The sequence below is a fragment of the Companilactobacillus mishanensis genome (genome assembly GCF_003946505.1).
Taxonomy (GTDB): Bacteria; Bacillota; Bacilli; order Lactobacillales; family Lactobacillaceae; genus Companilactobacillus; species Companilactobacillus mishanensis.
Genome location: NZ_RHON01000004.1, coordinates 1 through 26,136 on the forward strand (window position 1 = coordinate 1; position 26,136 = coordinate 26,136).

The following is a 26,136-nucleotide window of genomic DNA, read 5'->3' on the forward strand; positions in this document are numbered from 1 at the left end:
CGAACACAGAAGTTAAGCTTCTTAACGCCGAAAGTAGTTGGTGGGAAACTGCCCGCGAGGATAGGTAGTTGCCACGCAAATATCAAACGGAGAGCGATGAGATTATCTCATCGTTCTTTTTTTTAACAAAAGTTCTTATAATATAAGGAATTTTTTATTCCTTATAAGCTAGTAATATAGAACTAGTCGTTAAAGTGGTTACTAGAGAGTAACCCAGCATTAAATATAATACGAAGGTGATTAACATGCGTGAGACACGTAATAATAGGAAGACACATAAGAAGGTTATATGGATCACGTTAGCCTCCGTACTCGTTGTTATAGCATTAGCAATTACATTCTTCTTTCCTATTAATAATGCGATGAGAGAACTCAGTGGCGGCAAAGATACAGTTACTGATGCTGCTTTAAAAGATCAGTTGGTAAAGAAAGTAGATAAGGATAAGAACAAGTCTTCTAACTCTGCTAATGATCCTACGAATGATCAACAAGTTAAACAGGCTGTTACTTCTATTAAGAAGACTAGTACTCAGGATATAATGCAATCAGCTAATGATGAATCAAAAGCTGCTTCGATATTGCAGAAGAACACAACCTTGTCAGCAGCTCAATCAAGAGCAGCTGCTAAAGAAATGTTTTCTGATACTCGATACAATGGGTTACGTCAATCTATCAGTAGTGGTGATTGGTATGGTGCCTATAATCAATATCAAACATTAGCCAAAAATGGATCACTTGATGCATTGAAGGCAAGTATAAATACAGCAAAGTAAGACCTCCGAATTTACCATTCGAAGGTCTTTTTTTGTCCAAAAAATGCTATATAACGATTAAAATTCAAAAATTACCAAAAATCCTGTAACCCGCTCATACCACCGGTTACAGGTGACGTATTATCAATGTAATTACAAAACGGTCAGTAATAACAGTCGTTTGTATTGAGATAAAAATGTATTTATGAGTAGCTTGCGAACGTAGTTATATCACCGGTTAAGGCCATTTTATACGCCAAAAGAACCTCCAATTTGTCTAATAATCCAGTTTCTTCTATATAAGTAGTTTGATTATGCCAATTTCAGCATAATCTTGAACGTGTTTCTTCTATATGAAGTGACTTTGATCAAAGACAATCTCAGCTACTCTATTTCAATTTAATAGGAACTTATCCTATATAACTTGCTGAAGCGATTTGGAGGGACAAACATGAATCATGTAACTCATTAGAATATCAAACGGAATAATACCTAAAATTGCATTAATAATGACACATAAGTTAATAGGACATATCCAGAATAGTATCTTATTATGGAAAAAAGCCTCAATTATGTCCTATAAACGACACATTTACCGAATATATGGTCAAAAAAGGTAAATACGATAGTCTATAAAAAATAATTTATTTTATTTTTGATTCTTTAAATGTGATCAGAACTGATTTTAAATGGTTGACATAAACCCTGATATAAAGGCATTTTAATTTAAACACATCATATTTGCTCGAATTATTTTTCGAAAAAATGAACTCAATTCAAATAAACCAATCGAAAAAATTTAATAAATTGATTAATTTATCTTGATATAAATAAAATTGTATTATATTATCTCAAGTGTAGCTACTTCAAATATGACCGACAGAGGTCAGCTGTGATTGAAGTTGGCATATAATTCAATGTTTAGGTTATGGGGAGATTTAATTATGACAATATTTGGCGAAGGTTCACTCCTAAAGAAAATTATTACTTGGGTATCGATGATAGTTATCGTATTACCAATCGTTGCTTATTCAACGGTAGAAGTCGCAGAGGCTGCTATCTACAATGACGCTGGTAAATATGGGAACGTTGATCCTAGCGTTCCGCTAAAGACTTCATCGAGAAATCCTGACAAAATTGTCGGTCTCTCAATGACCACTAAAAAAGGCGTTCCGGTTATGAGGTTGAATATATCAGCCTCGTCGGATGACGTAATTAAGAAGGGTGATCAGCTTGATATCAAGTTCAGTGGGAAGAACGTTGATACAAGTAAGATCAAGGAGCTTGCTGCTCAGGATAGCAACAGCCTCTACAATATTGACAAGAAAGGTAACGACCTACTTGTAAACTTCAAGAAGGATGCTACTTCTGGTAGTTACCAAGAAGTATTTGCAATCGCTACTAAGAATGTCAAAGCTGATACAAAAGCATCAGCTACCTTCGCCGGTAAAAATATTAATATTCAACATAATAATATTAAATCTACATATAGAGCTCCTCAGAAACAAACAAAGCAAAATCAAACACAAAGAACTTCAAACAACAATCAATCAAACAATTCTCAACAACAACAAAAAGCAACTACTCAATCAGCTGCTAATTCTTCAAATAATTCAGAGGCTCAGGCGAGTCGCTCACAAAACAGAACTTCTCAACAAGTTCAACAAAATCAAACTAACAATGCAACACAATCACAAAATCAAAATCAGCAAAAAGTTAATCCATCATTCGCACAAGCAGAAAATGCGGTTAACGACAGAACAACTATTCAAGTAACAGGAAATAATACAGCAGTTCCATTAACAAATGATTCAGAAACTGCTACTACACAAAATCCTGCTTCAACAAATTCTGATCCACAAACAACAACTCAAACTTCAGAAAATATTTCGACACAAGCAACTGCTTCTAACGAAACAACATCTGATCAAACTCAAGCTGCAACTTCTGCAACTGAACCTGCAACACCTGCAGAAAGTACAACTACAGAATTACAACCTACACAAGTTGTTTCTAATAATACAAATACACCTGCAACTTCAACACAAACTCAAGCAAGTGCAAATGGTAATTATATCGAAATAGCTAACCAAGGTGCATCTGATCCAAAAGCTACTTTGGATAACTACTTGGAAACAAGTACTGAGAAACAGGATAATATTCCTGCTGAATCAGATACTGATACTGACAATTATGAGGACAACTCACAATTTGAGGCAATCTATGGACATGTACAAAACAAAGCTGACGGTGCCACTACTGAAGAAGTAAATGAAATCGTCAAGAATTTGCCAAGTATGTGGAACTATATTGGTCAAAATACATCTGAAAATGACCATCAGGGCCAAGTTTGGAACTTCCACTCAACACTTTCGACTGGAAGAGACATGTACGTTACAATCGACGGAACTGCCAACCAAAACAGTTCTGACGCTCTTCAACAACAGATGCCACAACTGTTGAGAAGCATGGGTCAAAGTATTGAACCCGGCGCTCTCAATCAAGCTGTCGACATTGACGCCTTGAAGAGGTCACAGATCTATCAAGACTATCTTGATGGTAATTATGCTGGGCCAACCGGTGATCAAACAGCAGATACTGCTGCAATCATCGACACAGTGCTCAAGCATTCTACTATTAGTCTTGATAAGCCTAATAATGGTGCTGACATCACTAAGTTGCCTACCATTGCGGCTGTCGATCCTAACGCTCTTTTGCAATACGCTAAAGACAATGCTTCGACAACTTCAACTAAGACAACCAGTGAAGCTAGTCAAACTGCTGATTCAAACAGCAATGACAACACCGACAGTCAGGCATTGTACACAACTATCAAGAATGATACGTACAATAAGATGACTCCATGGGCTTCTGACAATGAAAAGGCTGAAATGCTCAAGTCTGTACCTACAATCTGGAATGATGTCTCAACTAAGACTGATAAAACAGATAAAGTAGGTAACTTCTACAACTTTGCCTTAGACGGCTCTGACGGAAGAACTATGTACTATACAATTGATGGTCATGTTTTGCCAAACGGTAATAAATATGAACAACAATTCCCAGCTGTATTGAACTCATTAGGTAAGAACATGACACCTAATACCTTCGATCAAGCTGTAAATAACGATATTTTAAGAAATTCTAAGGAATATGCTGACTATCAACAAAAGAGTCAGGCTAATTTGGCAACCAATGCTGCCAAAACTGCAGTAGCTGCTCCAGCCGCTGCTGGCGCCGGTTTAGGCTTATTACCATTACTACTACCATTCATTGGTGTTCCAATGGCAATCGCTGGTGCACTCTTATTACCAGTTGCTACAGGTGCAGCCTTACTTGCTGCTCCAATCGTTGGCCTATCTGCCTTAGCACTAGCTCCAGTTATTATTCCTGCACTAGTACTATTACCAGCATTATTGGCATTACCAGTTCTCGGACTTGGTTTACCACTTATTTTGGGTGCTAAATTAGCATTCTTACCAATCGATTTATTGAACACACTCGTATTAAGCACAGTTGGATCAATTATCCTAACTGCACCACTAACAATTTTCAATACATTAGTAGGTGTCGGTCTAGGCTTGTTTAACACGCTTGTTGGTTCATTACCACTAGCACTACTAGACTTCGTCGCTCCAATCTTACTTAACTTCCTAATTGTTTCAGGAATCAGTCACTTGGTACAATTCACATTGTTCAACACACTTGCATTCCTAACAATTGCGAAAGCTTTGATCAACGGAGTAGTCGATTTGGCCTTAGCATTATCAATCATTGGCTTACCAATTGCTTTGATCAAAGGATTATTCGACCTATTGAACTTAGGTCTCGGATTGATCAACGCAGTCTTACTACCAATTCTATTAGCTGGCGTAAATGGCTTGTTGTTACTACCAATTGCTTTGCTAAATACATTATTAATGACATTATTTAATATTTCCGTTCCACTAGTACTTGGGTTCATTGTTTCAATGATTCTAAGTGGAATGATTACAGGATTAACATTCTTAGCCTTATTAGGTGCTAAATTATTGGCCGACTTGGTTAAAAATGGTTTCAAATTATTATTAGGCTTGATTGTAGCGGGAGTAACCTTAGTTGGATTGCCACTACTAGTTCTTGTAGCTCAAGCATTAAACTTCTTTATCCTATTGATTGCTAACGCAGTCGGTGGATTCGCATTATGGGCATTGTTGCAATTAGCTAAGACATTATTGTTAGGTGGAATTGCAATCACATTGTTCACATTGCCACTACTTGGAACACTTGCTGTAAATACTTTGATCAAATGGAGTATCAGAGCAATTATCCACATCTTTAGATTCTTCATCGGTGCTATCAAGCTCGGTGCAAGATTTGCATTAACATACATACTCGGATGGCTCAGCGTGTTTGCTGGAGCAGACATCATTGGTTCAAGCATTACAGTAGTTGCAAGTGCTATTGCTACTGTAGTCGCATTATTAGTTCCTGTCGCCGGCCCAATCCTTGCATTATTGCCATTCGTTATAAATTTAGTAGCCGTATTTAATACAGCAATCGGAATTGTTCTTAAACTTGTTCTTGCTTTAGGTAACATTATTGCCATTGCAAACTTATTATTATCAATCCCAGCAATTCTCTTCATAAGACCTCTATTAGGCCTTCCAATAACACTTGGTGCTGGTCTACTTTCAGACTTAGTAACTGGTTTATTATCACTACCATTACTTCTATTTAGACAATTAGCACTTCAAGGTTTAGTAACATTACCATTAACACTATTGAACTTATTCAATGGTTTCTTAATTGAACCATTATTGATCAACGGTCTTGGCTTATTGAACGCCATTGTATTGCCATTCGTCCTTGCACTTGGTGCATTCGGATTGATTGCAATTCTTGGTCTTCTACTATTAGCCTTGAGACTTCCAGTGATTGCTTTAGCATTATTAACAATCCCAAGCTTTATTCCATTATTCAACTTGATTTTAACTGCTATTTTCTTAGCACCATTGATCACATTAGTTCTATCAGTCTTAAACTTATTCATTGGTTTACCATTGATATTCTTGATTGATACAGCTATCAATATCATCGTTCCATTCTTAGTATGGTTAGCAGGGATGCTACTATTGGCACCAGTCTTTGGACCATTAGCATTCTTCAATCCTCTAACATGGATCAACATGCCATTACTAGCCTTTGTCGGTACATTCTTGACAAAACTAGCTCTCAAATTGATTGCTTTACCAATCATCTTCTTAACAAACGGATTACTCAGCTTATTGCCAGCATTTATTGCAGCATTTGTAGCTGGATTATTACATGCACTATTTAACGGAATCTCATTACCACTATTAGCATTGCCATTATTGATTCCATTGATGCTCAACGGCTTGTTAACAGCTTTGATTCCGGGATTGAACTTGATCACAGTACCAGTTGGTTTATTAGCTGGTTTAGCTGGATTACCAATCCTATTAAACTTATTAAACAAATTCCTTGGAAAATTGATTTGGCGTAGCGTTACATTCGTAACTGTTTACTTGCTTGCCAACGTATTGAGAGACTTACTTGGCTTACTTACATTGCCATTACTATTAGGTCTATCAACACCATTGATTTTCTTGAACAAATTATTATTTAACCAATTTGGTTTGTTCCCAGCACTATGGCTTGGACTTCCACTATTGGCACAATTATTAACATCTGGACTACTTTGGGGAATTACATTTGCCAAAGACTTCGCAAGAGTTGCCTTAGACTTGTTCAACATTGGTGCAACGTTATTAACATTGCCATTGTGGACAATTCTTCCAGGCATCAACTTGTTAAGAAAATTAGCAATTGGATTCGTTGCCTTAGTTGCAGTTCCATTAAGAGTTCTCAAAGGCTTGTTCGATATTATCCGTGCAATCGTTGAACTTGGATCAGCACTATTGATTCCATTAGCAGTCGGATTTATGAACTTCCTATTGTTATTACCAGTTACAATCTTTAACTTCTTAGCATTGAAGTTATTGAACTTAGGTATTCCAGTATTATTAGCATTATTACTATCAATTGGCTTATCACTATTGGCTGCTGGTTTGACATTCATCGTCTTACTTGCAATTCAATTACTAAATGGCTTCTTGAAGTTTGCTGCAAGATTATTGATTCTAGGTGCTATCACACTATTGATCCTTGGTGCATTGCCAATCATCATCGGTGCCGCTGTCTTGAACTTCTTCTTGCTTGCTGGATTGAATGCCTTCGTAGGCTTCAATATCTGGTTACTATCAAGTCTTTTGAAAGACTTATTAACAGCAACTATCTTACTTGGCTTGTTCTTATTGCCATTAGTAGGACAACTTGTTATCAATACTCTCGTTAAATGGAGTATCAGAGCAATTATCCACATCTTCAGATTCTTCGTGGGTGCTCTAAAACTTGGTGCTAGATTAGTACTTTCATTTGTCTTAGGACTATTGAATCTAATCACAGGTGCCGCAACAGCCGGATCAATCGTTTCAGCAATTGTTAGTGGAATCGCTACATTGTTAACAGCCTTGATCCCAGTTGTTGGACCGGTCCTAGCACCATTACCATTACTAATTACATTAGTATCAATCTTTAATACATTAGTATTATTACCAATTAAATTATTAACAGGATTCAATCACTTCTTGGCTTTAGGATTCTTCCTATTGTCAATTCCAGCTATCTTGTTCGTACGTCCATTGCTCGGATTACCAATTACATTATTAGCTGGCCAAGCTTCAGATGTTGTTATGAGCTTGTTGACACTTCCATTAGTTATCTTCAATCAAATTGCCTTGCTTGCATTAGCTGGATTACCAGTACTATTGCTTAACAGATTTAGCAATCTATTAGCCGCACCATTATTGATCAACGGCGTTGGATTGTTGTTAGCCTTAAGATTACCAGCATTACTAGCACTTGGTTTGTTGATTGCACCATTACTACTTGGTTTGCTCAACTTTAACTTAAACCATCCATTGCTTGCTGTACTTCTATTAGGACTTCCTGGCTTGATCCCATTCTGGAACTTGAACCACTTACTATTATTCCTAATTGGATTACACAACTTGATCTCAAGTACTTTGAGATTATTAACACTACCAATCAAAGTATTCTTTGATGTAGTAGGGGATGTCGTTCTTCCACTTCTAGTTTATGGATTGAACTTCCTCTTATTAGTACCATTCTTAGGTTTGCCAGCATTATTGAACCCATTGACATGGATCAACTTAGGTCTTCTATCAGCAGTTGGAACATTCTTGATCAAATTGTTGTTAGCACTCTTGGCATTACCTTTGATTCTTATTAAGAACTTGATCAACAGTATTATTCCTGGATTACTCGGTGGTCAATTAGCATCCTCATTACGTGGATTGCTAGGTGGCTTCCCAATCTTCCTAGGTTTGAAACTATTGACATTATTACCAATTATTAACGGCTTATTAACAGCCTTGATTCCTGGTTTGAACTTGATCACAGTTCCACTTGGTTTGTTGTCATTATTGGCACAACCATTATTGAACCTTGGAATTATTGGAAACTTGTTCGGTAAAGGCTTATGGAGAGGTGTTGGAAGCTTTGGAACATTCACACTATCTAACTTAGTTAAGAATGGTCTCGACTTAATTGGCTTACCAATCGTATTACTTCTAGCAACACTTCCATTATTCTTATTGAAGCTTGCTAACAAAGCATTTATCCTACGTCCATTATTACTATTTGCATTACCAGTATTACCTCAACTATTAGCCTTCAATGGTGTTGTATTATTGAACGCTCTTAGAAGGGGAGCAGAGTTGATCGCCGAATTATTCAACTTAGGTGCAACTCTTGCTACATTCCCAATTTGGGGAATCATTCCTGGATTGAACGTCCTCAGACGCTTAGCCATCGGATTATTAGTATTAAGAATCGTAAGAAACGTGCTTGTACAATTACTAAAAGCCTTCTTATTATTCGTATTACCAGTCAAAGTTGCCGTATTGTTAGCACCATTGTCATTCGTTATCGGACTATTAACATTCGTCAACTTAAGACTATTTAACAACTGGATCTTGCCATTATTATTGACAGTCGTACCAGCTATCTTCTTTACAGTACTTAACCAATTGATTACTTTCGCAGTACTAACATTATTGTCATTACTAAATAATCTATTCGGTAGTCTATTGAAAGCTGGTCTAATTCTTGGACTTACAGCATTGTTCACATTTGTTGGAATTCCACTATTAGTTCTCGGTATGATCTTGAACATCTTTATTCTATTGGGAGTTAATGCATTCATTGGATTCAATGTTTGGTTACTTTCATCATTGCTTAAAGACTTGCTTACTATCGGTGCCATCATTGGCTTAGCATTACTTCCACTTGTTGGACAACTTGTAATTAATACAATTGTTAAATGGAGTATCAGAGCTGTTATCCATCTAGTTAGATTCTTCATTGGTCTATTTAGATTAGGTGCAAGATTAGTTCTACAATTCATCATTGGATTGAATAATCTAGTCTTAGGTGCAGCCAGAGGAATCGCATTGATTGCCGGTGTTGCTAACTTATTATTAGCCCCAATCTCATTATTAGTTCCCGTCGTTGGACCAGTTCTATCATTACTTCATCTTGTAAGAGCAGGACTAGCATTCTTTAACCGCTTCTTGCTATTACCTCTAAAACTAATTTCTGGTTTGATCAACTTAGTTACTCTTGTTGGTTTGTTCTTATCAATTCCATATTGGTTATTCATCAGACCATTAACATCAGTATTCATGGCACTCGGTGCAGGACTTGTTTCTGACATCGCATTGACATTGTTGACATTACCATTAGTAATTCTTAACCAAGTATTATTAGTAACACTTGGTGGATTACCATTATTAGTACTAAACAGAATCAGTAACTTGTTTGCCGCTCCATTATTGATCAACGGAATCGGCCTTGTATCAGCAATTGCAGTACCATTCTTATTATTGATTGGCGCATTGCTATTGCCTGCATTACTCGGACTTGGCTTGATCTCATTAGATAACCCATTATTAGGCGTTATCTTACTTGGATTACCAAGCTTGATTCCATTCTGGAATTTGAATAATAGATTATTGTTCTTTATCCCAGCATTGATCTTGGTTAAACACTTACTTGATCTATTAACATTACCAATTTCATTCATTAAAGACTTAGTATTAAATTCATTATTACCAGCATTAGCATTACTATTGATCGTTCCACTTAACTTATTCTTATTTGGACCATTCAATATTCTTAACTGGTTATTGAATCCAGTTCTTGCATTGATCAATACATTGATAGTTCAAGGTTTGTTAACAAATCTTGCCTTACCACTCGTATTATTATTGAACGCAATTCTTGGTTTGATTCCATTAGTTGTATCACTATTACTAAATGCCTTAACAACATTCTTCTTAGGCGCACTTCCATTATTGCTAGGTGCCGGATTATTGTTATTACCATTTGGTCTATTACAACAATTATTAATGCTTAATGGTTTATTGACAGCATTGATTCCTGGCTTGAACCTAATTACAGTTCCACTTGGTTTGTTAGCCGCATTGATCAACCTTCCAGTACTATTAGCACTCGGATTCATTGGTCTAAACATCGCTGTTATTCTAGCTGTTAAATTATTAGTTGGCTTCATCAAGGCTGCAGTAGTATATCTATTGGCAAACTTGATCTTAGATGGCTTAGCATTGATCTTGATTCCATTAACAGTAGGAATTCTTGGACTAATCAACTTCCTACCAATGATGATCTTCAATCAATTCATCGGCCTTCCAGTTCTATTAGGAATTATCGTACCAATCATTGGTGCATTTATTATTAAAGCAATTCTATGGATGATCTCATTTGCTCGTAGAGCATTTGGCATTCTAAGAAGCTTGATCAGAATTGCTATTTCATTATTAACATCACCACTCTGGGCACTTCTACCAGGTATCAATTTGTTAAGACGTGTATTGTTCTGGATCAACATATTCTTCTTGATTCCTGCAACTATCATCAAACAAATCTTTGATACGTTGAGAAGATTGAACCACATTTTGCTACTTCAAATAGTTCCAAATATTATTGGTTTGATCAGCTTATTAGGTACATTAGCATTATTACCATTACTATTCTTAACAAGAAGAATCATCGGCTTAGTATTGTGGGTCGGCGTAGCATTGTTCAACTTCCTTGCACCAATCATAGTTGCCGCTATCCTTAACCACATCTTGAGACGCATCCTCAGCTTAGGATTAGTAATTCCACTCTTATTGAATGGATTCCCAATGGTATTAGTAACAGCCGGAATCTTATTGTTCTTGATTAAGAACTTTATCTTCTTGACTATCGCTAAAGTTGTTACAGCTATCGTTCTTGCTGGATTGATCATCTTATCGATCATTACTTTGGCAATCGGTGCTGTTATCCTTGGATTCCACGGTTTGATCAGATTACTATTCTTACCACTCAGAATTTTGGCAAACATCTTATTCATGCCTGCTAAACTATTGAGCTTAGTAATCTTCCCATTGAACTCAATTACAATTCCATTATTCATCGGGGCAGTAGTAAGAGTATTCGTCGGACTAGTTGTATGGCCAACAGTTTACTTGATTCAAGTATTCACATTGCCATTGCTACTAGCACCACTTGTAAAATTATTAGCCTTCCTCGATTTCTTGAGAAATAACATTGGTAACTTAGTATTTGTTCAATTAGTTCATGCCTTGATCACATTTATCAAGTACATCGTTCACACAATTGTCGACAAAGTTATCACAGTTCCATTAACAACATTCGTTGTTGCTATGAGAACACTAACATTAGCTACATTCTTGTTAATGGCTGGAACAATCTTCACATTCCTCATCAACCCATTAACAATCATACCAGCAATCTCATTCTTGATCTTTAAGTTATTGAATCCATGGACAAGATTGTTCGATTTGATTCCTTCACTAGGTGCTTACTTTGTATGGTATTTAGGTGCATTCTATGCAATCAATAATGCTTTATGGCCAGGTACTGGATTATTATTTGCACTATTTAACCCAATCCTTCTCATCTTGCTAGAAGTATTGACAGGTGTAGCAATTCCATTGCTATTACCAGCAGTGATCGTTGCAGTATTGTTAACATTATTAGTTCCAATATTCGCCTTGATCACACCATTTATTTTCGTAATGCCAAACTTCTTCTCATTATTGCCATTACACAGATACTTAATTGATCCACTCAGATTATTTATTAACTTCTACAAGAACAGTGTTCTATTCGGCTTATTACAATTATTGCCAACACACTGGATCTTGAACTTACTCAACCCAATCAACTTGTTCATGTATGTCTTCATACCTGTACAGTTCTTAGGTTACGAATTGATGCAAGTTGTAGCATTTATTTCTACATTATTGATTCCTGCATTTAGAAACGGAATTGCTAAACTAGAAGCTACTATTGCTGCAGTATTGAACGTTGTTCTAGTTGGTTCACCATTATTCCTACTTAACATCTTGAACGGACAATTCTTCTGGACATGGTTACCTGTACTCAGAGGTTTGATCGGTGGTTCATTGATCGACAAATTATTGACCATCCATGACGTTATCGGATTATTGATTGTTCCATTTATCAACTTACCAGTAATGTTCTTCTCATTGATCAATTCACTATTCTTCGCAGCAACACTTATCGGAAGAATATTTGCACCAATCTACATGTTGCCATTTAAGATTTCTGACATCATGGAACTAGCTATGAGATTCTTCTTCCCAGGAGCAAACATCTTCCCAGGATTAGGAATTACATTCTGGTTCGGCGTATTTGGATTAGTTCTTAACCAATTCATTTTCGCAAACGCAGTTATGCTACCATTTATTCTTTACCCAGGTAGATTATTCAGAATTGTATGGTCATTCAATTTACTCAACTTCTTCTTGAGAATTCAACCATGGTTCACATTGAATATCACCTTAGAATTATTACTACAGATCATCGATTATGTTCTATTAGTTCTAGGTAGAAAATTGATTTGGCAAATTACTTACTTCTTGATTGGACCTATGATTTTCTTCGGTAGAATCATTTTCGCACCGGTTGCTTCGGCAGCTATGTACGTAATCTTTAAGGGATTGGCACCAGAATTATTACTTGGAGCCGCACTTATCACCTTATTATGGATGGCAAACTCACCAGTTACATTGTTATTGCCATTGGTTCTTCCACTTATTGCATTGGCTGCACAACTTGGATTAGTTGGATTCAGCTTGTTGATCTCAGGTGCATTGTTCATTACACAACTTGTTGTCACAATGTTGATTGCTCTTATCCCATTTGCACCAACGCTACTACCATTAACAATCTTCTTATTCTTGAATCTCGGTGTCATCATCTTGACTGTCATTGGCTTATTCGCCATTGGACTAGTAAGAGACTTTAACACTATTGCTACATTGCTATTATTCATCCCAGCATTGTTCAATACATTCGAGTTTATCTTAGCCGGTAGTCCATCACTATTTGGTAGAATATTTGATAATATTTCTATCTTGTTGGCTGCTGTTAGATTCATAATTGGTTATCCATTAAATCCAATCATGTACTTATTTGTATCACCATTCCGTATGGGTATTTACATCTTTAACGTTATGTTGAAGACATTACATACCGTTAGAAATTGGTTCTTACTTAGAAATCTTCAAATATTGCTTGTTGGACCAGCAATTCTCTTGTCATTAAGAGGAGCATTAGGCCTATTAGGATTCAACACACCAATCAACACAATGTTGATCCTTATCTTAGCCATCGTGCTTGAAGTTCTCTTTGCTGCAGCATTCGCAATCTGGAACTTAGTTGTTGGCGCAGGTCAAATCATTGGTTTAGCAGCCTTGTTGATCACATTGCCATACTTGAACTGGATACCAGGGATTCTATTGTTGGTATACGGAACAGATGCATTGTTCTTCGCTACAAGACCACTTGAAGATTTGATGATTTTGACTATTCACAACTTGGCATTATTACAAGTTTGGTTCCTAACATCCGTACCAATGACAGCATTTGCTGCATTCTACGATATTTTGGCAGGGATGTTCACAATCGATCCAATTACACTATTGTTCTTACCAATTCACCAAATTGCTAACTTGATCCGTATCGTTGGTCAAATTGCTATGTTGAACGTCAATACATTGGTATGGCACAGTGCAATTATCATCGAATTAGTTTCACAAGTATTCTACATTTGGAATAGATACTTCTCACTTGGAATCTTGATTCCAGGTTGGTGGAGATTGATTCCACCAGTATTCCCATTACTTATCGGAATACTACCAGTTTCATTGATCCCTGGACCACTACCATTAATGATCTTAATGAATATCGAAACCGTTCTAAGCGTTATGCCTATGATGGTTTGGACATGGATCCCATACATGATCCTTAATATCTTGAGATTTGTAGTAGGGGCCGTAGGCTTCGACTGGGTTGCACATAATCCACTCTTTATCCCTCTATACTTATTACTTGCACCAATAACTATCTTTGCATTAACTGCACCTAGTTATCGTCTACATCTAAGATTGATATTTAGAGCTTTGATTATTGTTAGATTACAACTAACACAAGTCTTCGAAATGTTGAATGAAGAAGTCGTAAGACATGTTCTTGATTTCAATAGAAGATTGTTCGTGATCAACACTGCCAACTTATGGTCACTATTCATGAACTTAACTACCTTGAACCTTGTTCTCAATGTCGGAATCTTCAACCTAATTGCTATCAGATTAGCAATCAGAATCCCATTAACAATGATTCTTGACAGGGTATTAGCTGTTCTAGCTACTATTGCAACTTATCTAGCACTCAAACTTCCATCATTCTTATTAAGAAATATTTGGATCTTCGTGCCAGCATTTACAGTATTATTCACAGGTATCACAGCGGCTGTCAAAGTTGTTGAAGGTCTAGCACTATTAGCAACTGGTGCCTTGATCGTTCAAACTTTGATCAACGGATTACTTAAAGCTGGATTATTCGTTCTTGGATTAATTGGCGTTAAAGTATTGGCATTTATCAATGCATTACCAATTACCATCATCAATATTTTGGCAGCAATGATCCTTCAAGCTATCCTCGGAGTATTTGTAACAGTTCCTGCATTTATTGCATCAATTATCATTCCAGGGATGTTCAACTTGGCAACATTAGCTGTTGTTAACTTATTACTTCCATTAATATTATTCGTATTATTTACAAACTTTAGCAGACACTTCATCGAACTTGCTGTTATCGGACTCAGCCTATTATTAGAAACAGGTTACTTACTATTAACTGGCGGATTCAAGATTGCATTGTTCTTGTTAGTACTTGCTACTGGATTAAGATTTATCTCAAGATTGGCAATTCTATTTAACTTAGTAATGTTCAACATTGTCAGCTTTGCTGTTGGTCACTTCTACGTTATCAAAGCAATCTTGTTCTTCACATTGCCTCTATACTTAGGTATCTGGATCGCATTGTGGGCTAACTTAGCAATCATCAACTCATTATTATTACCAATCATCACGTTGTTAACATTTGTTACAGCTATCTTTGGTACCATCGCAACCTTGTTGATTGTTGGATTAGTTGCCAACATTGCATCATTGTTACTTGGATTGTTCTTAACACTAATTACAGGACTTCCATTTACAATCTTGAAACTTGTTATCGCTAATGTTCTTGCATTGGTAAATGGCTTTATTGCACAGTTCATTGCCTTACAATTCTCACCAGGTCTCTACTTATTGAATGTCATAGCAAGACAACTATTATTCGTTCTTCCTGCTAGATTCATTCAAATTGCACAAATTATTTCATTACCTGCCGGCATTTTTGCATTAGGTATCAACTTCATTACAGTACCTAGATTCTTAGCATTAGTTGCCTCAATCGTAGCTGGAATCATTGCTACATTGGTAATTACACAGGTATTGATCTTCTTAGTACCATTATTCTGGGTACCAATCATCAAAGCTATTGCTTTCGCAGACTTCTTGGCTAATAACATCAGTAATGTTGTCTTCGCAAGATTCTTGCACGCAATTATCACACTCGTTAAATGGGCTCTTAAATCTATCTTAGATGACTGGATCACAGTTCCATTGACAACATTTATTGTTGCAATGAGTGTTCTAACTGCCTCAGCATTCTTCTTGTTACAAGCAGTGGTATTTACATTCTTAGTAAATCCATTGACAATTTTGCCAGCAATTTCATGGTTATTGTTCAGATTATTGAACCCATGGACAATGCTTCTTGATCTATTCCCATCAATTACCGCATACTTCTTCTGGTACTTAGGTGCCATGTATGTTATCAACAATGCATTATGGCCTGGATTCGGATTGTTATTAACAATCTTACTTCCAGTTTGGTTGAGTATCATGAACGCCACAGTTGCATTGACGATCCCAATTCTATTCCCAGCAACATTGGTTACTGAAGCCTTGATTTTATTAGTTCCTATCTTGGCTGTAGCAATGCCAATCTATGGATTGATTCCTAACTTCTTGTCAATATTCCCAATCGGCAGATACTTATTAAATCCATTGAAACTTGCTGTGAACTTCTATAGAAATTCATTAATTCTCGGACTACTTAATATTTTACCTAGCCACGTATTATTGAATCTTCTAAACCCAATCAATTTGTTCATGTATGTATTTATTCCTCTTCAATTCTTAACAAATACAATTGTTCAAATTATTGCTCACAAAGCATTTAAATTTATTCCACAATTCCGTGACGGAATTACTATGTTAGAAGCAAATATTGAAGCATTATTCAGAATGACAATTTTGAATGCACCAATATTCTTGCTAAATATCTTAAACGGACAATTCTTCTGGACATGGTTACCAGTTCTTAGAGGATTGCTCGGTGGATCAGTAATTGATAAATTACTTATTCCATTAGATATCATTGGTATGATCGTAGTTCCATTTATCTCATTGCCAACAATGTTTGTATCACTTATCGGTTCATTATTCTTCGCTGGTCTATTGATCGGTAGAATGTTTGCACCAATCTGGATGCTACCATTCAAGTTCAATGATGTTATTGAGCTCGGTATGAGATTCTTCTTCCCAGGTGCTAATGTCTTCCCAGGTCTCGGCTTGGTATGGTGGTTCGGCGTTCTTGGATTAGGAATCAACCAATTTGTACTTGCAAACTCAATGATGTTACCATTCCTTATCTTCCCAGGAAGATTGTTCAGAATGGTTTGGTCATTCAACTTGCTAAACTTCTTCTTGAGGATCCAACCTTGGTTGGCTATCAATACTCTTAACTTTGTTGTTGTAGAATTATTCAACTTCCTATTATCTGCAATTGGTAGAAAGATTATCTGGTCACGTGTTCAATACTGGATGCTATTACCAGGTGTATTCTTCGGAAGAATCATGTTTGCACCAATCGCTGCTGCAGCAATGTACTTAGTATTTAGTGCTTTAGCACCTAGACTATTGTTATTAGCTGCCGTAGTTACATTGATGTTCATGGCTTACTCACCAGTTACATTATTGATTGGTCTCGCATTACCATTGATCACTGTAAATAACATCATCTTGCTTAACTTAGTAGGATTGACTGTTACAGCTGCTCTTGGAATTGCCGCTTTGAATTCAGCATTGTTGATCGCCTTGATGCCATTGATCCTTCAACCAGGATTCCTGTTCGTCATGGCAGCAATCTCTATCTTTATCGGTCTTGTCTTATTGGCATTACCATTTGCAATAGATAGATTGTTCAACTTGATCAGCTTATCAGCTATCGTTGCTGTATTCGCAGTAATGAGAACAGTTCTCTGGTTAGCACATAGAGTTGTTTCAGGACTCTTGTTCTATGGATTGGGTGCTATTGCAGTTCTATTCAACGGCATTATGGCTCTTGTTTACACATTTGCATTACCACTTTCAATCAATAGATTACTCGGATGGCTTCATGTAGCTAGATTAGTTGCAGTAGTTCTTGCTCAATTGATCCACTTATTGAACGCATTGATCATCCCAGTATTAACACTTCCATTATTGATTTATAACGATTTAGTATTCTTCGCTGCAAGCTTGGCTAATTTGAATGTCTTAGGACTTCTATTAGTTCTATTGATTCAAGGATTAGAAATCTTTGTAGCATTCCCAGTAGCTATCTTGGCTGAATTATTGTTCATGCTATTAGGTTACTTCCCATTAGCAGGATTATTATCACTTGGATTGCTATTGATTCCACTACCAGCATTCTTGATCACAAACGGAGTTAACTTGTTATTGAACTTCGTTCTCAAATTGATCAACTTAGCTGTAAATGGATTCTTGTTTATCGCTTCATTAGTTCTCTTTATTCCAGCTGCATTTAATACCTTTGAATTCTTCTTGGCAGGGAACCCAAGAATCTTCGGTAGAATATTTGATAATATTTCACTTGGTTTAGCAGCTGTTAGATTCGTAATTGGATATATCTTGAATCCAATCATGTATCTATTAGTAGCACCAGTACGTATGGGAATTTACATTTTCAACACAATGTTGAAGACTCTACATACTGTTAGAAATTGGTTCCAAGGTAGACTACTTGAAATCTTGATCATGGCACCTTCAATTGTTCTTTCATTAAGAGGGGCTTTAGGCGTATTGAACTTTAATACACCAATCAACACAATGTTGATTTTGATCCTTGCTGTTGCTCTTGAGATATTGAATGCTGCTGCATTTGCTATCTGGAACTTAGTAGTTGGCGCTGGACAAATCATCGGTTTGGCTGCTGTATTGATCACATTGCCTTACTTGAACTGGTTACCAGGAATTAACTTGTTGGTATACGGTACAGACGCATTGTTCTTCGCTACAAGACCAATCGAAGATTTGATTATTTTGACAATCCATAACTTGGCATTGATACAAGTATGGTTCTTGACCGGTGTACCTTTGACAGCCATGGCTGCCTTCTATGACATCCTTGGTGGATTGTTCACATTAGATCCAATTACACTATTGTTCTTACCAATTCATCAACTTATCAATTTGCCTAGAATTATTGGACAAATTACTATGTTGAACGTCAATACATTGGTATGGCACAGTGCAATTATCATCGAATTGGTTTCACAAGTATTCTATATTTGGAATAGATACTTTAGTTTAGGAATCATCATACCTGGTTGGTGGAGATTGATCCCACCAGTATTCCCACTATTGATCGGAATTCTTCCAGTATCATTGATCCCTGGACCACTACCATTAATGATTTTGATGAATATTGAGACCGTTCTAAGCGTTATGCCTATGAGCGTTTGGACATGGATTCCATATCTAACATTAACTGTAATCAGACTTGTATTAGGAGCCTTTGGCTTCGACTGGGTCGCAGCTAACCCAATCTTCATTCCTATTTACTTATTACTTGCACCAATAACATTGTTTGCATTAACTGCACCAAGTTATCGTCTACATCTAAGATTAGTATTTAGAGCATTGATCATTCTCAGATTACAATTAACACAAGTATTTGAAATGTTGAACGAGGAAGTCTTTAGACACATTCTTGATTTCAACAGAAGATTATTTGTTATTAACACAGCTAACTTATGGTCATTACACATGAACTTGAGAGTATTACCTCTAGTATTGAATATTGGTATCTTCCAGTTGATGACAATAAGATTAGCCATCGGAATTCCATTTGTTCTCGGTGCCATGGCTCTTGCTTGGCTCGTCACATTTGTAATTGCTACAGGAATGTTCTTATTACCTGCATTACTATTTGAAAATATTCTTCAAGATTTAACTTCATTAACAAATCCATTGCTAGCTATTGCCGGTGTATTAGCAGTACTTGCTGGTATCACTTATACAGTAGTCAAGACAGCATGGGTATTATGGACAGGATTCAACTTATTGAACCACTTCATTGTCCGTCCAATTCTCAATCTAATAAATATCGTAGCTATCAGTGCTTTGACATTGATTCCTAGATTATTAGCAGCAGTATTCTTCGGTATCGTGGTAAGCACAGCACCAATTTGGTTACCACTATTGATCAAATTCAATACAATTGTCCTAATTCCTACAATTGCAAACTTAAATGCAATTCCATTCTTCTTGATCGATAGCTTGAGAATTTTGGGTGATATCAATAGATTGATCTTCAAACTATTCGTATCATTCATCCTATTAGGTGGATTCCCAGGTATTATCAGATTCGCAACGGATATCGTTTCAGCATTAGTATTCGGACTCTCATTGCTACGTAACTTAGGAGCATTGAACAGCTTGTTGTTATTACCATTGAAAGTTCTAAACGACGCAATTCTAAATAACATCATTCCATTACTATTGTTGTTACCTCAATTATTAATTAACTTCTTTGCATTCAACCCATTGAACCCAATCAACTTCTTGTTCTTCCCAATGATGAGCATTGCATTATCATTGTTGAACGCAGTACTTCTTCCATTAGTATTAGTTCCATTACAAATACTTTTGAACAAAGTATTGAGCTTGATCCCGGCACTACTAGCCGCTTTGAAGGGTCCATTATCTAGATTAAATGCAATCTTGAAAGCATTATTATTACCAGTTCTTAACATTGCTTCACTAATCGGATTGTTTATTCCTGGTGTCAGATTATTAGCACTCCCAATGTTGTTGTTTACTCAACTTGCAGCATTACCAGTACTTCTAAATCTAATCAGAAACTTAGCAAGACCATTATTGTTAGGAAACTTAGTTGGACTTGCTTCATATATTATCGGTAGATTGATCACAAATGGTTTGGCAGCAACCTTGTTATTACCAATTCCAGCATTATCATTCTTACCATTGTTCATCTTCAACTTATTATTAACAAACTTATTAGCACCATTGTTTGGCGGTATCGTATTACCTGTATTAGGTAGACATCTAATTTCAGCAGGACTATGGGTACTCAACATTGTTAAAGATGTTCTTGGACTTGTAAGAAATCTTGTTGGTAATGGATTACTACTTTTGACAATGCCAATTTGGACAATTCTTCCAGCTCTAAACTTGATCAGAAGATTAGCATTACTTGGAGATTTGTTCATCGTTACACCATTCAAGCTCTTCAATAAAGTCTTGAAACGCATTATCAAATTTGTTGGATCATTGGCACTTGGTATCATTCCACTCGGATTGGTTCTATTCCTACCATTATTCATCGCAGGTTTACCATTATTACCACTCAAGCTACTAAATGGCTTCCTATTATTACCATTAATGTTATTAGCTAATGCATTACTTACATTGCCAGTATCATTGATCTTAGGAAACTTGATTCCACTAGGACTCAGTCGTGTAGCCGGTTTGCTCAAGTTGTTACCTGATTTATTAGGTCTAATTGGACAATCATTATTAAGAATTGCAAGTAAGATCATTACATTGTTGAATCCAATCTTGTGGCCATTGCTACCTGTATTGCTTCCACTTTGGAAATTATCTAAGTCAATTCAAGGCTTTAAGTTTGCAGATGTACTCAAAGATATTCTTGGACCACTTTCTAAATTACCTCTTGATCTAATCAGTGGATTATTTATTCCTGGTCCTGGATTGATCAGTACACCAATTTCATTACTTAAAGTATTGAAAGACGTACTTGGTCTTGGATTACCAATTCTTACTACATTACTATTATTACCAATCGTACATATTGGTTTGAATGTATTAGGGATGTTGGGATTGCCATTATTGACAAATATCCTCACATTACCACTAGCATTGATCAACTTAGGAATCGCTAAATTAGCATTACTTCCATTGAAGTTGTTGTTGAGATTTAACAACGGAGTTATCCTTCCTGCTATCCTTGCACCTATCACTGCATTGTTATCAGCCGGATTAATTCCATTCCTTGGATTGTTAATTGGAATTCCTGCAATGTTACTTGATGGTTTGAGATTATTAATTGATATTGGAGCATTAGTTCTATTATCACTTCCAGGATTGATTCCATTTAGAAATCTAATTCTCGACTTGATATTAGCAGCACCATTATTGATAAATGGATTATCATTATTGAATCTATTGAGAACTCCATTCAAATTGATCTTTGATCTATTGAGCATGATTGGTTTACCATTTGCAGCATTTATGTTGTTCTTACTACCAATTAAACTATTGATCGACGCAATTACATTACCATTAGTATTACTTTCTGGAGCATTCTTGGCACCAATCAACGCACTCATCCTTGGAAACTTGATTCCACTTGGACTCAGTCATGTCGCCGGTTTGCTAAGATTATTACCTGATTTATTGGGTATGTTTGGACTTCCATTATTAAGAATTGCAAGTAAAGTAATCACATTGTTGAATCCTATTCTTTGGCCATTACTTCCATTGCTAATTCCTGCATGGATCCTATCTAGAAAGATTCAAGGATTTAAGTTTGCTGATGTTCTAAAAGACTTACTTGGCCCATTATTCAAATTACCAATTGACTTGCTCAGTGGTTTATTCATACCGGGTCCAGGACTTATTGGAACACCAATCTCATTAATTAAAGTATTTAATGATTTGATCAGAGGGGCATTGTTCATTCCGATCGCATTAATAAATTCATTACTATTGTTACCAATTACAAACTTAGTTGGTTTGGTCGGTGCACCATTAATCACACCATTGATCAGCGGATTATTAACAGCACCATTATTGTTATTACTACCAGCATTTGCTGGAGTTGATGTTGTCCTTATTCCATTACACTTGATTACAACGTTCTTGAGAGTATTAAATAATCTTGTTAAACATGTACTTGCTGTAATTACATTGCCTTTGTGGTTAGGATTACCAGCACTCAATGTTCTAAGAAGAATTCTCATAGCGGCGTTATTACCAATTGTATTAGTTAACGGATTGGTAAATATTGTTAAGTTCATCGCAAGAGCAGGATTGTTATTGATCTCAGCACTTGTAGTACTTGGATTTACATTATTACTACCAATCATCTTAGCAAGATTGCCATTATTGCCACTCAAGTTATTGTTCGGATTATTGGCCTTACCATTGATCTTGTTCAACGGCTTACTAGTAGCACTCCCATTGTCATTATTAGGTGGTTTGTTAACACCAATCATCATTAATAGACTAATCAGACATCTTGTTAAACTACCATTTGATTTACTTAAATCAGTTGGTTTGAATCTATTCAACTTATTACTACCATTTATTCCAGGTCTAAACTTATTTACACCATTGCTATGGGGATTAGGATTACTTCTAAAACCATTACAACTTGTAAATATTGCTAGAGACTTGTTCGGAAGTTTACCAGTTGATCTATTGAATGGCTTACTACTTCCATTGGGACAAATTGGAAGCTTCGTAGCGTTATTGACTCCAGGATTGGGACTATTATTAGCACCTGTCTTGTTGCCACTAAGATTATTCAACAGATTAGTTGCAATTCCATTAACAATTATTAGAACTATCGGTGATATAGCAAGGATTCTTCTACTAGGTCTACCATTAGCAATCCTAAGTTCGTTGTTGTTATTCCCAATAATTAATCTACTAAATGTAGGATTAGGAATCGTGTTCCTTCCTATTATAAGTGGACTATTAACAGCACCTCTTGTATTACTAAATCTATTAGGCTTATTGATTCCACTTAACTTCATTACCGGAGCAGTTCCATTCCTATTAGCAAATGGAATGTCAGCATTTAATGCATACTTACTACCATTGATAGTAGGAGCATTGATGTTACCAATATTAGGAATTATCAATTTGAACAGATTGATCAAAGATATCGTAAAGACAATCGGTAAGTTACTCCTAAATGGCTTAGCATTATTACCATCGTTGATACCATTCCGTAACTTCAATCTACGTCTATTGTTCTTGATTCCATTACTGATCAACTTACTTTCGTTATTTAACATAATCAAATTGCCATTCAAGTTCTTGAAGGATTTGATTGTTAATGGACTACCAGGATTGTTGGTAGGAGCCGGATTAGGCTTGTTACTATTACCAGTATTCGGACCACTACAATTCCTTAATCCATTAAACTGGATCAACATTCCATTGATTTCAATTCTAGGTACAGTTCTATTCAAACTTAATGCTTTGATTGGAAACTTTATCTTGAATAAGATCACTAGTCTAGTTCCAGCAGTATTAGCTTCACTCTTGTCTTCATTATTTGGTGGAGTACCAGTTGATCTTCTTGGTTTACTTGGTCTTGGTCTATTGAACCTTGGTTCATTAGTCGGACTTCTAATACCAGGAGTTAGATTAGTAGCATTACCATTGTTGTTACTATCACAACTTCTTTCATTACCATTCTTATTGAAGACTCTCAAAGATGTCTTACCTGGATTGCTTAGAAGCACTTTGGCTGGTCTTGTAACGTTCGCTACGATCAATACTATTTTGAATTTACTATCACTAATTCCATTAGTATTGTTTAACGGCTTGATTACATTACCTGTCTTCGGACTCAAGCTATTCAATAACATCTTTGTCAAAGCACCATTGTTATTCCTTGGATTACCATTGTTGGCTCAAGTTGTTACCTTCGTTATCCTGAAGGCACTCCAATTATTGAGAAACTTACCTATATTAATTAGCATGTTGATTCTATTGCCAGTTATAACGGCACTCTCATTATTTAACAGTTTGCCATTAGGAATGAAGATCATCTTGCCAGCATTGGCGCTATTAGTTACTTTGCCAGTTAAGCTATTACTTGATTTGGCATTACTACCAATAATGTTGATTGGTAACGCATTATTGACATTACCACTAGCTGCATTGCTAGGTAACTTAATAGCACTCGGTGTCAGTCATATCACCGGTTTGGTTAGATTATTACCAGATATTATTGGAAAATTAGGCTTACCACTCTTACGTATTATTAGTAAAGTGATCACATTGCTTAACCCAATACTCTGGCCACTACTACCAATCTTGATCCCATTATGGCAAGCATCAGGACTCCTACAATTGTTCAAGACAGCTGATGTTTTGAAAGATATCTTCCCATTAGCTAGTTTCCCAGTTGATCTATTAAATGCAGTCGCAATACCAGGTCTTGGATTATTAACATTATTGAGTATGTTGAACCCAATATTCTGGCCATTACTCCCAGTATTATTGCCACTAGCATTAACAATTGGAATTGTAGGAATACCAGTATCATTACTCAATATCATTAAGGACTTTGGCAAGTTGTTATTACCTGCATTGTTAACACTATTGTTGTTACCAATCATCCATACAGGTTTGAATATTCTTGGACTATTGGCCCTACCTCTAGTCTCAGGCGTACTCACATTGCCACTATTCTTATTGAACTTGATTGTCCCAACCTTGATCACTTTGCCAGTAGCAAAATCAATTCTCCCATTATTGCTTAACTTGGGTAGCGCTATATTGCTATCAAGTTTCCCAGCTATATTATTGATTCCTTTCATTCTATTAGGTAACTTGATCAAAGGTTTGAGATTATTAGGCGACATCTTACCACTATTGCTATTCCTTCCAGGAGCACTTAAAGTACTATTAAACTTAGTAATCCTCCCTCTAAAGATTCTAATTAATCCTCTATTAGTGCTTGGACTTCCAATATTGGCTAAAGTCGTAACGTTCCTTGCATTGACTCCATTGATGCTATTGAACAACTTCTTAGCTCCATTATTAGCATTACCATTACTACCAGTCTTACTATTAGGAAACACATTGCTTCCTATCTTGTTACCACAAACATTGTTGAACCTATTGGTTCGTCCGTTATTAGGCTTAACAGGTATCGTTTTGAATAAGCTAGTATTCCCATTATTACCATTCTTACTCGGTGCCATCCTTGCGGTTCCATTACTAGGATTGTTAGCAATACCATTACCACTTGCTGTTCCAGCATTACCAATCTTCTTGATCAGTCTTCCATTCCTATTGTTCAATCAATTATTGCAATTGTTGAGTCTTGGAATGTTGCTACTTGGCCCAGCACTAATTCTAGCCGGAATTATTGCAGCACCATTTAGCTTACTTGGACCAATCGGAGTATCACCATTGGCTAGCTCAGTACCAGCCAATAGTGTAGGTGACCAGGTACCAGAACTTGGTCTACATAATGCCGCTATTCCATCAGTAGGGTTCTGGGTACATAATGATCCACTCATCTTGAGTGATCCATTAAAGTAATTGCTAAATAGGGCGGATGTAAGCCTAAATATAAAAAAGAATCACTCATGAAAGAGTGGTTCTTTTTTTGTGCCCAATTTATACAAATGCTGTCATATAGCCGATTTACGACTACATCGTGCAGATTATCCATTCGTTATGCCCGCTTTGCCTTAATTAAAGGAGAGGTAGTATTA

Annotated in this window: 2 protein-coding genes and 1 rRNA gene; all 3 read left to right on the forward strand. The window is 36.3% G+C overall.

Annotation, left to right across the window (positions count from 1 at the left end):
* A 5S ribosomal RNA gene (gene rrf / locus EKM63_RS11625) occupies window positions 1-77 on the forward strand; the annotation flags it as partial.
* Between the two features lie 168 nt (window positions 78-245).
* Complete coding sequence (locus EKM63_RS05605; protein WP_125704582.1) at window positions 246-773, forward strand: hypothetical protein; 528 nt, start codon at window positions 246-248, stop codon at window positions 771-773.
* 923 nt (window positions 774-1,696) lie between these two features.
* A complete protein-coding gene (locus EKM63_RS05610) occupies window positions 1,697-25,960 on the forward strand; it encodes a hypothetical protein (RefSeq protein WP_125704584.1) in 24,264 nt (8,087 codons plus the stop codon).
* Window positions 25,961-26,136 lie beyond the last annotated feature (176 nt).